This is a genomic window from Sinomicrobium pectinilyticum, assembly GCF_003725735.1.
GTDB classification, from domain to species: domain Bacteria; phylum Bacteroidota; class Bacteroidia; order Flavobacteriales; family Flavobacteriaceae; genus Sinomicrobium; species Sinomicrobium pectinilyticum.
This window is the reverse complement of the sequence record NZ_RJTM01000155.1, coordinates 1-14,142: the sequence shown is the minus strand read 5'-3', so window position 1 is coordinate 14,142 and position 14,142 is coordinate 1. Positions and strand designations below refer to the sequence as shown.

General features: G+C 43.3%; 11 protein-coding genes and 1 pseudogene. 11 read left to right on the top strand and 1 reads right to left on the bottom strand.

Features of this window, described 5'->3' with window-relative positions:
- Positions 1 to 225 precede the first annotated feature (225 nt).
- The 6 genes from ED312_RS20410 to ED312_RS20390 all read left to right on the top strand — a co-directional run bounded on the left by ED312_RS20410 (position 226) and on the right by ED312_RS20390 (position 9,037).
- The gene (locus ED312_RS20410; RefSeq protein ID WP_123217874.1) at positions 226 to 1,269 is read left to right on the top strand and encodes a glycosyl hydrolase family 18 protein; all 1,044 of its coding nucleotides are present in this window, start codon (positions 226 to 228) and stop codon (positions 1,267 to 1,269) included.
- An 80-nt stretch (positions 1,270 to 1,349) separates the two neighbouring features.
- On the top strand, positions 1,350 to 1,475 hold the full coding sequence (locus tag ED312_RS24385; protein ID WP_262707140.1) for a hypothetical protein: 126 nt from the start codon (positions 1,350 to 1,352) through the stop codon (positions 1,473 to 1,475).
- Between the two features lie 77 nt (positions 1,476 to 1,552).
- Positions 1,553 to 4,636 carry a SusC/RagA family TonB-linked outer membrane protein gene (locus tag ED312_RS20405; RefSeq protein WP_170164582.1) on the top strand — a complete coding sequence of 1,028 codons (3,084 nt, stop codon included), beginning with the start codon at positions 1,553 to 1,555 and terminating at the stop codon, positions 4,634 to 4,636.
- 36 nt (positions 4,637 to 4,672) lie between these two features.
- Positions 4,673 to 6,205: a RagB/SusD family nutrient uptake outer membrane protein gene (locus ED312_RS20400; protein WP_123217872.1), complete on the top strand. Its 1,533-nt coding sequence runs from the start codon at positions 4,673 to 4,675 to the stop codon at positions 6,203 to 6,205.
- A gap of 96 nt (positions 6,206 to 6,301) precedes the next feature.
- A complete protein-coding gene (locus ED312_RS20395) occupies positions 6,302 to 7,759 on the top strand; it encodes an alpha-L-fucosidase (protein ID WP_123217871.1) in 1,458 nt (485 codons plus the stop codon).
- Positions 7,760 to 8,089: 330 nt separating this feature from the next.
- Entirely contained in the window at positions 8,090 to 9,037 is a 948-nt protein-coding gene (locus ED312_RS20390; protein WP_206363292.1) for an endo-beta-N-acetylglucosaminidase H, read from the top strand.
- A gap of 467 nt (positions 9,038 to 9,504) precedes the next feature.
- Here ED312_RS20390 and ED312_RS20385 read toward each other — a convergent pair whose 3' ends face one another.
- Positions 9,505 to 10,200 carry an OmpA family protein gene (locus tag ED312_RS20385; RefSeq protein WP_123217875.1) on the bottom strand — a complete coding sequence of 232 codons (696 nt, stop codon included), beginning with the start codon at positions 10,198 to 10,200 and terminating at the stop codon, positions 9,505 to 9,507.
- A 705-nt stretch (positions 10,201 to 10,905) separates the two neighbouring features.
- Here ED312_RS20385 and ED312_RS20380 point away from each other — a divergent pair.
- From ED312_RS20380 to ED312_RS20360, 5 genes and pseudogenes are all read left to right on the top strand, one after another.
- Positions 10,906 to 11,328 carry a hypothetical protein gene (locus ED312_RS20380; protein ID WP_123217869.1) on the top strand — a complete coding sequence of 141 codons (423 nt, stop codon included), beginning with the start codon at positions 10,906 to 10,908 and terminating at the stop codon, positions 11,326 to 11,328.
- Positions 11,329 to 11,460: 132 nt separating this feature from the next.
- Positions 11,461 to 11,985 (top strand): RNA polymerase sigma factor, encoded by a 525-nt coding sequence (locus ED312_RS20375; RefSeq protein ID WP_170164581.1) that lies wholly within the window; start codon positions 11,461 to 11,463, stop codon positions 11,983 to 11,985.
- A 127-nt stretch (positions 11,986 to 12,112) separates the two neighbouring features.
- The gene (locus ED312_RS20370; protein ID WP_123217867.1) at positions 12,113 to 12,316 is read left to right on the top strand and encodes a hypothetical protein; all 204 of its coding nucleotides are present in this window, start codon (positions 12,113 to 12,115) and stop codon (positions 12,314 to 12,316) included.
- Positions 12,297 to 13,133 carry a mechanosensitive ion channel family protein gene (locus tag ED312_RS20365; protein ID WP_170164580.1) on the top strand — a complete coding sequence of 279 codons (837 nt, stop codon included), beginning with the start codon at positions 12,297 to 12,299 and terminating at the stop codon, positions 13,131 to 13,133. The genes ED312_RS20370 and ED312_RS20365 overlap by 20 nt, the downstream gene beginning before the upstream one ends.
- A 430-nt stretch (positions 13,134 to 13,563) precedes the next feature.
- Positions 13,564 to 14,142 (top strand): annotated as a pseudogene (locus ED312_RS20360) (hypothetical protein); the annotation flags it as partial.

Genomic DNA, 14,142 nt, shown 5'->3' with positions numbered 1-14,142 from the left:
TGTCACCGTTTTGCTGGAGAAGATAGAGCGTGTAGGCGGGGTGAGTTTTCAGATAAAGGATAAGAAGATTCTTGTTGTAGGATAAAACTTAGACAGATTCTAAACAGGTAAATAAAAGCAATAAAAAATAAATGAAATACCCATGCTAAAGTTTCCTTTAACACAAACAGGCATAAATATGGGTGCTCCATAGGACCATTGAAAAAATAATAGAAAATATACACTATGAAAACAACCAGTCTTTTTTTAAGAAAGATACTGCATCTTTTGATGAGTACCGGAGTAGTATTAGCCACATTAGTAGCCTGTAATAATGATGATTTGATGAAGAACCCGGAAGTTAACCGGGAAAAGGATACTATCGTTAAGGAAAAAGAGAACGATACTATTGTTGAGGAGAGCAAACCCAGGTCACCTTTAAGTGTAGTATACATAGAAACTAAAAACAGCCTGCTGACCAATGTAGACTGCATTCGTATGGAAGACGGAAGCCCGGCCTTTGATATAGCGGTCATATTTGCCGGGAATATCAATTTGGATGCCGAAGGGAAGGCCGAAGTGAGATTAAATCCTGCTGTGACTAATCTCCTGGAAAATAATATTACTCATGTAAGACAACTCCAGGAAGCCGGGATCAAGGTGTTGCTGAGCATTCTGGGAAATTGGGACGAGGCAGGCTGGTCCTGTTTTGAAAGTTATGAAGATGCCAAAGCCTATGCCGCAAGGGTCAGGGACGTGGTGGAAAGGTACGGACTTGATGGTATTGAGATTGACGATGAGTATTCCAAATGTCCCGATCAGAGCAACAACAGGTCATTAATATGGGCCTGTCATGCCATTCGGAAAGCTATGCCTGATAAGATTATAGCCAAAGCCCTGGGCGTTTACGGGCATGGGGCCCGGGAAGACCTCTCATATAAGTATAATGGTAAAAAGCTTTCCGACCTGCTCGATTATGGGTGGACCATGTCTTACTGGGCAGTTTCGAAAGCCGAAATAAATAATTACCTGGATAACGGGTTCTCCAAATCGCAACTGGGAGAGGGTATTGCGGTAAACCCGGATGCCGGTGCGAACAGCACCCCAAAAGTCAGTGCTGTTAAGGCCGCCGAATATGTGATAGATAATGACCTGGGGGTTCTTATGTTCTTTGAATTGAAATACAATTCCAATGGCGGAAATTATCTTACAGATGTATTTGATACGCTTTACGGACAACAAATCAGGATTTGCCCGGATGGCCTGAAAAACAGTAGCTACGGAAATTAGGAAGTTGACCTGGCTGTTTTGCTGTTGAAACTTCTGGGTTGATTTTTATCACTTGTTTTTGCCCATTTGTAATATCTGTAATGGAAGATGCGGTCATGGACAAGATCACGGTCATAATTTATGGTTCGGGTCACGTATATCTCGGGGAGATCATGGAAAACCCGAACAGTTTCTTCAACATTATTCACGTTAAAACCACTAAATGACAAGAAAAATTATGCGCCGGAAAACTCATTTTATATCTGTAAGAGAGCTTAAATCTTTACGCTTATTTTCAGTGATTATGTTATTGTTGTGTATGTTCTATCACGTGGCAGCAAAAACATCGAACAGCAATACCCTGATTGTGCAGGATGAAGTTCAAGAGACAGTCACTGGTACGGTCACTGATAAAAGTGGCACTCCTTTGCCGGGTGCATCGGTTGTAGTTAAAGGCACAACCACGGGGACTGAGACTGATTTTGACGGAAATTATTCTATAGAAGTCCCCTCAGATGCAACACTGGTATTCAGTTACCTGGGGTTCACCACAGTAGAAGAACCTGTAAACGGAACGTCTTCTGTAGATGTAAGCCTGGAAGAATCGGCCAGCCAGTTGGAACAGGTAGTTGTCATCGGATACGGGAACCAGAAGAAAGGAGCGGTAACTGGGGCGGTTTCGTCCATTTCGTCTGAAGAAGTCACTGCACTTCCCGCTCCCAGTTTTACCGAAGCCATGCAGGGGCGTATGCCGGGCGTGCAGGTCACGAATAATGGTGCTCCGGGAACGGATCCCATCGTCCGTATCAGGGGGATCGGCTCAGTCAGTTTTCCAGCCGATCCACTGTATGTGGTAGACGGTTATCCTGCGGGGTCATTAAAAGATTTTGACAATAATGATATAGCATCTATTTCGGTCTTAAAAGATGCCAGTGCAGCCGCCATATACGGATCAAGGGCGGCTAACGGGGTGGTTTTGATAACGACCAAGAAAGGAAGCTATACCGAAAAACCGGATGTGGAACTTCGCTCATATGCCGGTTTTTCACGGGTCACTAAAAGATTGAATTTGCTGAACCGCGAACAGTACATGCAATATGGGAAAATGCTCCTTGGAAACGCCGGAGCACCTTTCCCCAGCAGGTGGGATAACATGGATAAACCCATCTACCAGGGAGCCGGTCAGACCTATGCACAGACGGATACTGATTACCAGGATGCATTATTCAGGGATGGTTTCACAACCAATCACTACCTGGGCCTTAGAGGGGGCGGGGAAAAATCCAGGTTCTTTTCGTCTTTCGGATATTTTAAGCAGGAGGGTAGTATCATCGGAACAGGATATAAACGCTATAACGTAAGGATCAATTCGGATCATGATATCTATGACAGGGTCCATATCGGCCAGACCCTTACCGTGTCCACAGGCAACAGGCGAAATGAAGCCGTTTCGGGAGGCAGGTCGTTAATACAACATACCATTAGGGGAGTTCCCTATATCCCCATCTACGACCCAACCGTAAACGGAGGGTACCGGGCGCCGGATGCCGCCGACGCAACAGACCCGGATAATCCGGTCCGTGCCGCATTGATGGACCGCAATACCGACAGGAATGTAAGGATCTTCGGTACGGCCTCGATAGGCGTTGATATTACCGATGACCTGAAATACAAATTTATTGCAGGGGTAGATTGGTCCTACAACAGGAACAGCATTATTTTACCTATTTATTTTGACGGTTTCAGGGGCCGGGAAAAAAAGGAGGTCACAGATACGAGGGATACGTCAACAGGAACTTATTTTTCTAACCAGTTGAGCTATAAAAGATCTTTTGGAGATCACAATGTTGATGTGATAGCCATAGCCGAAAGACAAGATAATAAATACAGTAGCCTGAGCGGCTCCGGCCGTCTCGACAACAATAAACTGGATATCCTTACCGGTGCCACAGACCCGATCCTGAACAGTTCCAAAGGTGCAAATACCATTTATTCCTATGCCAGCCGTCTCAATTATGACTTTGACGGGCGTTACTTGTTCAGTGCCTCGATCCGGAGAGACGGTTCTTCCAGATTTGCCGGGGGTAAAAAATGGCAGTCATTCCCGGGAATCTCTGCGGGCTGGAATATAGCTGAAGAATCGTTTATGGCAAACTCCGGGATCTCTGAGCTAAAACTCCGCGGAAGCTGGGGAAAAGTAGGTTTTGAAGGTATCGGAGATTACGAAAGCCAGGCGGGGATTCAGAAAAATACCACGGCACTGTTTGGCGATGAAGTATTCCAAGGGGCTTATTTCGACAAACTTGCCAATGGCGAACTGGAATGGGAAGTCACTACCATGGTCAATGCCGGTGTGGATATAGGTCTTTTCAATAACAGGATGCAATTTTCTGCCGAATGGTACAACAGGAAGACCGACAACTTAATACTTGCCGTCCCCCTTCCTTCTTCCGCCGGGTATGCCGGGAGCACACTGGCCAATATCGGGGGGATGAAAAACTGGGGCCTTGAATTTCAGGGAACTTACTATTCAAACTACGATAACGAATTCAAATGGGATGTTTCGGCCAACCTGAGCTTATACCGAAACAATATTGTCAGCATGGCTACGGAAACTTCAACACTCTTTGCCGGGCAGAACTCAGATACTGGCGGCTTTGATATTACCCGTACATCGGTCGGAGACCCGATACAGCAGTTTTACGGATGGCAGGTGGAAGGTATATTCCGGAGCCAGGCCCAGATTGACGACTATAACAGCAGGAATCCCAATACGCCCTACCAGGAAAATGCAGCCCCCGGAGACCTGATCTTTAAAGACAATAACGACGATGGCACTATCACTCCTGAAGACAGGGCTATCATCGGTAATTTTATACCTGACTTCACCTACGGGATCAACTTTAATGCCGACTATAAGAACTTCTTCTTTAATATGTTCTGGAATGGCGTTCAGGGCAATGATGTATATAATGCTGCTAAAGTATACCGGGAAGGCGGACTCCGGTTATTCAATGCCGATGTTGCCGTTCTGGATGCCTGGACACTACAAAATACGGATACTAACATCCCCCGTATGATCAATGCGGACCCCAACGGGAATACACGTACTTCGGATCGATTTATCGAAGACGGATCCTATCTGCGGTTACAAACCGTTAAGATCGGGTACAGAATACCCGAAGAATGGCTGTCGCGCAATGGCAACAGGTTTATTTCCGGGCTCGAATTTTATCTTTCGGGGAGCAACCTGTTAACCATTACCGATTATTCGGGTTACGATCCCGAGATCGGATCGAGAAACAGCAATTTACTGACTCAAGGTATTGATTACGGACAATACCCCAGACCCAGCACCTTCCTTATCGGATTGAATGCCAAGTTCTAAATCAAAGGTTAACAGTTCAAAAAAAAGTTTAGACAGATGAAAAAAATAATCGCCACATTTCTCACAATCACCTTGCTTTTTACAGTCGGTGCATGTAGCTATGACGATCTGGACAAGACCGATCCGAACCAGTTGGCCGTGGACACGTACTACCAGAATGAAAGTGAATTGAATTCGGGCTTATATGCTATGTATGGTGTTATGTCCGGAGGCAACCTGTTTTCTAGGTATTATTGGTTCTTTAACGATATAAGGGCCGATGAGGTAAGTTCGGGCGGAGGGCAATTGGCCGCTGAATTCAACCAGGTGCTCAACGGCGCTCACGATGCTTCCAATCCGGTCAATACGGGCATGTGGAGAGGGTTATACCAGGTCATTCACCGGGCAAACATTATTATTAATAAAGTTCCTGAAGCAACGGAAGTGGATGAAAGCATCCGGAAAAAGATCATTGCGGAAGCACGTTGTGCACGGGGGTGGGCTTATTACGAGTTGGGAACAATCTGGGGGAGGGCCCCCATATACCTCACTTATGTCACCGATTTTTCGGAAACCAATCCCTTGAGTTCCCGGGGAGAAGTCCTGGGCCAGGCTGTCGAAGACCTTACGATAGCTTCCGAAGGTCTCAGTTTCAGCAAAAATGAAGACGGACGGATGTCCAAAGGCACAGCCCTGGCCTTATTGGGGCGGGTATATATGTTCACAGGAGATTATACCAAAGCCAAAGATGCTTTAGATCAAATCGTAGCTTCGGGAAATTACGCGCTGGTGGATGAATACGATGATAATTTCCAGGAAGAGAACGAATACAACAGCGAATCGGTGTGGGAGATCGGCTTTGCAAAAATAGGGGCTTATGACTGGTCAGACACCGGGGACGGAACAGGTAATGAAGCCAGCATCCATTCCCAGGAATATTCGGCCTATGGCTGGAGAAATATTATCCCTTCCCAAAAAATGCTGGATGAATTTGAAAGACCGGAAAACGGGGCTGAGAAGAGAGATCCCCGCATGGATAAAAACCTCTATTTCGTGGGCGATACCTTCAATAACGGAACGGAGGTCATCGAAAGTAGTAATATCAAGGGAAGTGCGCTGATATATAACGGTAAGGAAATGAAAATAAGCTGGAGAAAGCATTCCGCTATGTATAAAGTGAATCCCGGCGGATATTACGAATCCGGCATCAACCACAGGGTGATCCGGTATGCGGAAGTGCTTTTAAACCTTGCTGAATGCGAACTGGAGGCCGGAGATCAGAATAAGAGTGTGGAATACCTGAACATGATAAGACAAAGGCCCTCGGTAAACATGCCTTTATACCCAACATCAAAATACCCAACGGGGACCAAAGATGAGATATTTGCTGCTATCATGCATGAAAAAATGGTAGAACTGGCCAATGAACAGGTCAGGAACAGGGACCTCCTGAGATGGAGGGCCCAGGGAAAATTAAAAGAAGAGCCTTTGGACTACTATACGGACAGACACCAGTTTGTGCCAATCCCCCAACAGGAAATTGACAATAATGCCAAGATTACGGAAAGTGACCAGAACGCTGGGTATTAGATAATGAGAAGAAACTAAAAAACCAGAGGATTTGATTTTGCAGCTAATAGAATAACTCAAGACGAGTTAAATAAGTGAGCTAAAAAAAAGGAACAGATGAAAAACCTAATCATTTTTACAGCAATCAACCTCATATTACATTCTTGTAATACAACACCAAAAGAGATCTCTGCTCCCAAACTCGTAGGCCCTGTAACCTCGGAAACCCAACTGGCCTGGCAGGAGATGGAACTCAATGCCTTTATTCACTTTACCACCAATACCTTTACCGGGAAGGAGTGGGGTTACGGCGACGAAGACCCTTCGATCTTCAACCCTTCGGAAACCGATGTGGACCAATGGATCACTACGCTGAAAGAGGCCGGGATCAAAGGTGTTATTCTAACGGCGAAACACCACGACGGCTTTTGCCTGTGGCCCAGCCAATATACAGAACACTCCATAAAAAACAGTCCCTACAAGGACGGCAAGGGCGATCTGGTCAAAGAAGTTTCCGAAGCCTGTAAACGTCACGGGCTCAAATTCGGGGTCTACCTTTCTCCCTGGGACCGGAACCGGGCCGATTACGGGGAAGCTTCCTATATCGAGTACTACCGCAACCAGCTTAAAGAAATTTTTACCGCTTACGGCCCTGTCTTTGAAATGTGGTTTGACGGCACCAATGGCGGAGACGGTTACTATGGTGGTACCCAGGAAATCCGCAACATCGACAAACAAACCTATTACAACTGGCCTGCCACTCTCGACTTGGTACGCGAGTTGCAACCTTGTCCCCAAGTGCTCTTTTTCAGCGATGGCGGGCCGGATATCCGCTGGGTTGGTAATGAAAAAGGCCTGGCCGGAGAGACCAACTGGAACACCATCTCCAACGATACCCTCTATGCCGGTAAGGAGGGGATCAATGAATTGCTGAACACAGGTTCCGAGAATGGGAACCAATGGATCCCTGGCGAAGTGGATGTCTCTATCCGTCCGGGATGGTTTTATCACGAGGAGGAAGATTCCCTGGTAAAATCTGCCGAAAGGTTGTTTGAGATTTACCTCACTTCCGTAGGACGTGGTTCCAACCTGCTGTTGAACGTTCCCCCGGACCGGAGAGGCCTCATCCACGAAAACGATGTGGCCGCCCTCAGGGCCTGGCGAAAACTGATCGACGATACTTTCCGAACCAATCTGGCTGCCAATGCCCCCGCAACAGCCACCGCTTACCGGGGAGGCTTGCCCGATTATGCAGCTGCCTGTGTCACTGATGGAAATAAAAGCACCTACTGGGCTACGGATGATGGGGTTACCACGGCATCCGTGGAGATCGGCCTGGAGAAAGAACAATCGGTTTCTTATATCCTTATACAGGAATATATCCCCCTGGGGCAAAGAGTAAGATCCTTTACTGTAGAAGCCCGACAGGGAAATAGCTGGACAAAGATTGCCGAAGGTACCACTATAGGTTATAAGCGCATACTTAAAACTAGACCGCTCAACACAAGTCAAATACGGGTAAACATCACCGATGCCAGGGCCTGTCCGCTGATCTCCAATATTGAGGTATACTAAGAAACTGTCTTCTAAATTTTGTTTTTGGTCCCGATAGTTCGGGACGATAATTGCCGGGCGTATAAAAAAGGTCCGGGAGACCTTTTTAGCGAAGGGGCTGGCTGACGTGCGGACACCAAAACAGGTGTCTGCTCCCGAACCCGTAGGATCTTCGGGAGCAATGGGGCCTTAACAAAGACAATTTTTCCGGGGCAACAGTCCGTGGTAGAAGATTGAAAAGCAGGTATAGGGGTAACTGCGGTAAATGTAACCAAACTTTAAAGAGAGGTGACTTTTAGAAGAAAACCTCAAAATCGGTATAGTGAATTATATATAACCTTAAATAATTGTATGATGAAAACAAAATGGATTTTGGGACTGGTAATCTTTACGGGTCTTTTCGGGAGTTGTGATTTTCCTCTGGCGGGAGGCGAGCCTGGAGAAGCCGAACCGGACAGCAATGCCGTTAAAGACGGGCCTTTAAGTGTGGTATATGTGGAGGTGAATAACCATAACCTGCTCAATGTGGGGTCATATACACTCGAAGAAAGCGGAGCACAGTATTTTGACATGGCCATGATCTTTGCATCCAACATCAATTATGATGCAGACCGGAAAAAAACAGTGCTTTACCATAACCCCAATGTAACAGAGGTATTGAACAATAAAGAAAAATACATCAAGCCTTTGCAGGACAAGGGGATAAAAGTCTTGCTGTCAATATTGGGGAACCACCAAGGTGTAGGGTTTGCCAATTTTACCAGCCGTGCCGCCGCAAAAGACTTTGCCCAGCAATTGAGAAAGGCCGTGGAAGATTACGATCTGGACGGAATCGACTTTGACGATGAATGGGCAAAATACGGTACAAACGGCCAACCGGTGGCAAATGACAGTTCTTTTGTGATGTTGGTACAGGAAACACGTAAGTTGATGCCAAATAAAATCATAAGCCTATATGATATTGGCGAAGCGGCCCAGTATACCGAATGGAATGGCACCCGTGTTGGTGAGTTGATCGATTACAGTTGGCAGGCGTATTATGGTAGTTATGGTGCTCCTAGGATATCGGGACTTGAGGATAAAAACCGATTGGGCCCTGCAGCGGTTTGGATCAACCGACAACCTTATGATCCACTTGAAGCGGCAAACCTTGCCCGACGGACAATGGATGATGGTTACGGGATTTTCCTGCAGTATGATCTGAAACAGGAAAACGCGTCTTCGTATCTGTCGGCCATAGGACAGGAACTCTATGGAGAGAACGTAATCCTTTCCGGCGAAACCTATACTAAGGAATAGTTATAGCTGATTATCATAACAAAATGTTTTTACAACCGAGGACGGAGAAAGGCCCGTCCCTTGGTATAGATGTGATAAGAGATGATTTGTAAATAAAATTATACTCGAAAACACTTTTTGTTGAAAAAAGAAAAACCCCGTTTTTTGGCACTTTGGCCAGTTTTCGGGGTTTGGTTTTTTCAATTCACAAATTAACCTATTGAGTTATTTTAGCGAATGAGCCAGCCGGCGTAAGGGTGTTTTTGGCTTCAATCAATCTTTTTTAAACATACTTTTAATCACCTGAGTCTGTTGTTTATTATCAAGTTGATGTAATTCCATTACAGTTACTTTAGTTTCTATAAACTTTCAACAATAGGTTATTAAGCTATTGAGTTATTAAGTATTGACTAAATAACCAAATAACCCAATAACTTTGGCAATTTCATTGCCATTTCTAACCTCTCGACTTTCAAATCCAAAGTGGTTTAGTGTGCATTCTTCCTGGCTTCTTCCTTCAGCTTTTCATCGGCTATAATAGCGATCTCTACTCTTCGGTTTTTGGCCCTGCCATTTGCTGTGCTGTTGTCGTAACGGGGTTGGTCTTCACCGTACCATTTGGTGGTAAACCGGCCCGGGGAGATTCCCTGGTTTACGAGGTAATCGGTTACAGATTCTGCCCTGTGCCGGGAAAGGCCTGAATTATATTCTGCCCTTCCGGTATTATCGGTATGTCCTTCCACGAGAATAAGCGTGTGAGGGTATTCCTTAAAAATACCGGCAAGTTTGTTCAGGGTTGCTGCAGATGCCGGATTAAGGTTGTATTTGTTCGTAGCAAAATACACCCCGCTTTTCTCGTCGAAGGTTACATTGATCCCTTCTCCTGCCCGGGTCACTGTCGCCCCGGGAATCTCTTCTTCGATACGTTCGGCCTGGCGGTCCATACGGTTACCGATATATCTTCCGGCAACACCCCCTACAACAGCCCCGATAAGGGCTCCGAGGACAGAGTTCTTTTTATCCCCTACATTATTTCCTATAATACCGCCAATGGCAGCCCCTCCGGAAGCCCCTATCGCGGTTCCTTTGTCCCTGTTACTGGCATTCCTGACGGCGTCACACCCTGTTGTAAGAAGGGTTATGGCCAGAAGGCCGGCTCCTAATTTTCGCAATGAAGTTTTCATCATAATTGTCTTATTATATTTTTACTCGATTTAATTTTGAAGAATTGATGACCATGGTCACGGATTCTCCTTCCGTTTTTAAAAATAATTTTTGATCTGATCCTGCCTCTCCGTAAACCTTGTGTAAACCTTTGCAGCCTCCATGGTTAAATGTCGGCCACAAAGGACACAAAGAATGATAAGTAGGTCAATCATTAGAGTTTAAGTAAATGTAATTCGGTTATTACAAGTTATCAGGGAGGGATCTCATTCATACCGGAAGTATTATCACCAGCCCGATTTTCTGCGTCCAATAAATTTTTATTGTAAATAAGAGTTCTCAACAAATCTATTTTGCTTTCAAGAATCATATCGTATTGCCCCGCTGTTTATTTTCTTTTGAATTATCTGTATTCCAATAATCCAATAACACCAAAATCTTTTTTTGGTCACATGGAGTGACTTTTTTTTTAAGAAGGTGTTTCATTAAGTGAAAAAGAGTAAAAACATAGACTATACGAACAGGAGCTTTTTTAAGTATAACCAGTATCCGTGGGGTACAAACTTGATTTTAACCGATGTTCCTGGCTTGCTGAAGAGATAAAATTCGGACAGCCTCTTAGTCACCCGTTTTTCGTTTTTGTAATATATATAATACAAGAGAGTAAATAAAGAATAAAACTCATATAGTTTCTTAAATTTTATTAAAAGTCAAAATTATTCGGCATGGTAAAAAAAATAATTATAAACAATATGATTATTATGATTGCTTTCGTAATCGTTTCGTGTACTGAAGATGATGACGGGGGAAATAGAATAACAGGAGTTATCATTGGTTTCTGGGATTTGGATTACTATGTGGAAAATAGTGATCTGATAGAAGATATTAAGTGTAATGGACAGTTAGAGTACAGGTTTTTCAATAATGGAACATATACTTTGACCAGCTTTGCCGGGGATGATTTAAATAATTGCCAAAAAGCGGCAGTCCTTAACGGTACCTGGGAGTTTGTAGGGCGCGCAACTTTTGAACTGCTTGTTAACCGAAGTGAAAGCACGGAAGAGATCCGGCTTGTATTTCACAACAATTTTACGAAGTTTTCGATTGTACAATCTGCCGGTTTAACAGAAGTGCATAGCAGAAAATAAGGTTTTGAAAGTATCGCGGACTATTATTCTCACGGATATGCAATGACTACACTTTGCAATTCTGTTATTTTTAAAATGCATAGATCAAAGTTGGCAAACACAAAGACAGATAAGGAATCGGATTTCGAAATAGTGAAACGTATTGTAAACTATAAGGAGAAAAACCTGTATGCTATAATATACGACAGGTATGCAGATTTAATATACCATCGCTGTTACAGTTTTTGCGATACGGATGCTGAGGCCAAAGATCTGACCCAGGACATTTTCATAAAAGCCTATTTAAAATTGCACACTTTTACTGAAAATGTAAGTTTCAAAAGTTGGCTGTATACTTTGGCTTATAGGTTTTGTGTTAATTATATCAACAGGAATAAGGCAAAAAGAATAGAAAAACTTTCCGAAAATATTGACAATATCAATGAGCTTAAAATAGAGATTAGTGATGAGAACCTTTATAGTATGAGGGTATCCGGATTGGAAAAAGCCCTTAATCTTATTACACCAGAAGATAGAATGATCTTATTGTTAAAATATAGAGACGATGTTGCGATAAAAGAATTAGCTGAGAATTTAAAAATCGGGGAAAGCGCGGTTAAAATGCGGTTGAAAAGGGCAAAGTACAGGCTTGTGGATATGTATAAAAGCAATTTGTAAAAATGAAACCGACATGATTAAAATAATCTTTAAAGTACAACGACGCATGATTGTTTTTATTGTCGAATCTTCCCGGCAATTAGTTGGAGGTTCCATGTGACCATTGGAAAAAAAATAAAAAAAACACATGAAAAAAGAAAATCCTTTTAAAAAAATAGGAGGCCCTCTAAGAAAAGTTCCGGAAGACACAAAGGAAAATGTGATGAACAGTGTGGAATTAATAGAGCTTTTAAGAGATTTCTCCTCACTTTTTACAAGTAATTATACAGATACAATTTCAAGTTTATTTAAAACTAAAAACACAGATGAAGATGAATCAGACGATCAATAATTGGACAGATATAACTTTAAGTTCGCTTAATGATATAACATCAAAAATAGCCCAGATTCTGCCGAACATTTTGGGAGCATTACTCATTTTAGTGTTTGGCTGGCTATTGACAAAGCTTATGCTATTCCTTATAAAACGGTTTTTGAAAGTTATTGACCTGGAAGGTAAATTTAGGAAGCTGAAACAAAAAACCTTTTTAAATGGTATACCTTCGGAAATAAATATGACCAGGGCTATTTTGTCTGTGATCAAGTATACATTTTATATCGTTATCTTATCTGTTGTATTTAATGTTTTAGGCTGGGATTCCATTTCTGTGGAAGTCACCAAATTGCTGGCTTATTTACCCAAACTTTTCAGTGGTATTGCCATTTTTATTGCAGGCCTTTATATTGCAGGCTTTGTCAAACAAGGTATGCTCTCTCTTTCCGGGACTGTTAATTTGGCAGGGGGCAGGTTTATAAGTCAGGTCTCTTATTTTATCATATTGATAATAATATCAGTCACAGCCCTGAATCAGGCAGGAGTAGATACTACGGTAATTACGAATAATATCACCATTATTTTAGGAGCCTGCCTGTTAATTGTTACTTTGGCATTGGGCCTCGGGTCTAAAAATATTGTCGGCCAGTTATTGCAAACCTTCTATACAAAGAAGTATTTTAAAGTAGGGCAGTATGTAACGTTGGAAAACGGAGTTGAAGGAGAGATAGTGGCCATGGATAATATTTATGTAAGTATCGATATTAAAAATGAAATTTTAGTCATACCGATAAATAAATTTTCACAGGAATCAAACAAAATAAAGAAAGGTTAATATTTATAGTATACAGCATAGGGCATAGCCTCTTTTCTTACCTATAGCCACACTTCAAGGAGATTCTAACTCCTTAGCCTCCTGAGGTCTATGCCCTTTTTAATAGTCGGTAATACCAGGTGTGTACCGGGCGGTGACCTGCCTGTTTACAGTCCTGCTTCCCGGTACTTTTTTATACCGCTCAACTTTCCCCTGAAATTTCAAGTTAATTTTTGTCACCCGTTTTTGCCTTTTGGGTATAATGTAGTTACAAGGAGGCTATAAACTTGTATTTGATACCCAAATCTGAACCTGAATCCGGACTTAATCTGGTTGGGGGATTTTGTGTAGTAAAGATAAGAGTCCCTCATCCCTGTTGTTTTGGTTGAGGCTTTTTTGTGTGCGTAATCTAAATATTAATTGTTCTAAAAACTAATTTGAATCTAAACTTATGAGAAAAATCTACGCCTTAGCTTTTTTTCTGGTAGCAAGCTTTTATGGTCATGCCCAGGTAGGGATTGGTACTTCCATACCGGATAACTCTGCTCAATTGGATGTTGTAGCGGAAGATAAAGGGGTGCTGATTCCCAGGGTTGCCCTTAACGGAATCGTAGACCAGACTACAATTGCCAATGGTAATGTGGAGAGTTTACTAGTGTTTAACACGGCTGATACTGCCGATGTTAAACCCGGCTATTACTATTGGTATGACGGGCGCTGGCGCCGGGTGGTGTCGGCAGAAGATGTGATCAACGGAGACGTGCCGGACAACATTGTTATTTTTAATTCGGAAAATAACAGCTTTACCTACTTGGACGAGAGCGGCACCACGCAGGAGATCAACTTGGAAGAGTTGATCCGCCTGAACGAGACCGTGACTACCTTGGTAGACGAAGGTAACGGCACCTATACCTATACCAGTGAAGACAACACGGTCACTCTGATCGATGTTCCTTCTGATATTATCAAACAGATCACTAATAAGGAAGGCGATGTTTACAAAAGTATCACCAACCTGATCGAAGAGTCC

What these genes read in the sequence shown, in the direction of transcription:
- ED312_RS24385 (WP_262707140.1), top strand. Translation starts at nt 1,350, where the DNA reads ATGGAAGATGCGGTCATGGACAAGATCACGGTCATAATTTATGGTTCG.
- ED312_RS20410 (WP_123217874.1), top strand. Translation starts at nt 226, where the DNA reads ATGAAAACAACCAGTCTTTTTTTAAGAAAGATACTGCATCTTTTGATG.
- ED312_RS20380 (WP_123217869.1), top strand. Translation starts at nt 10,906, where the DNA reads ATGGTAAAAAAAATAATTATAAACAATATGATTATTATGATTGCTTTC.
- ED312_RS20385 (WP_123217875.1), bottom strand. Translation starts at nt 10,200, where the DNA reads ATGAAAACTTCATTGCGAAAATTAGGAGCCGGCCTTCTGGCCATAACC.
- ED312_RS20365 (WP_170164580.1), top strand. Translation starts at nt 12,297, where the DNA reads ATGAATCAGACGATCAATAATTGGACAGATATAACTTTAAGTTCGCTT.
- ED312_RS20395 (WP_123217871.1), top strand. Translation starts at nt 6,302, where the DNA reads ATGAAAAACCTAATCATTTTTACAGCAATCAACCTCATATTACATTCT.
- ED312_RS20370 (WP_123217867.1), top strand. Translation starts at nt 12,113, where the DNA reads ATGAAAAAAGAAAATCCTTTTAAAAAAATAGGAGGCCCTCTAAGAAAA.
- ED312_RS20390 (WP_206363292.1), top strand. Translation starts at nt 8,090, where the DNA reads ATGATGAAAACAAAATGGATTTTGGGACTGGTAATCTTTACGGGTCTT.
- ED312_RS20405 (WP_170164582.1), top strand. Translation starts at nt 1,553, where the DNA reads ATGTTATTGTTGTGTATGTTCTATCACGTGGCAGCAAAAACATCGAAC.
- ED312_RS20400 (WP_123217872.1), top strand. Translation starts at nt 4,673, where the DNA reads ATGAAAAAAATAATCGCCACATTTCTCACAATCACCTTGCTTTTTACA.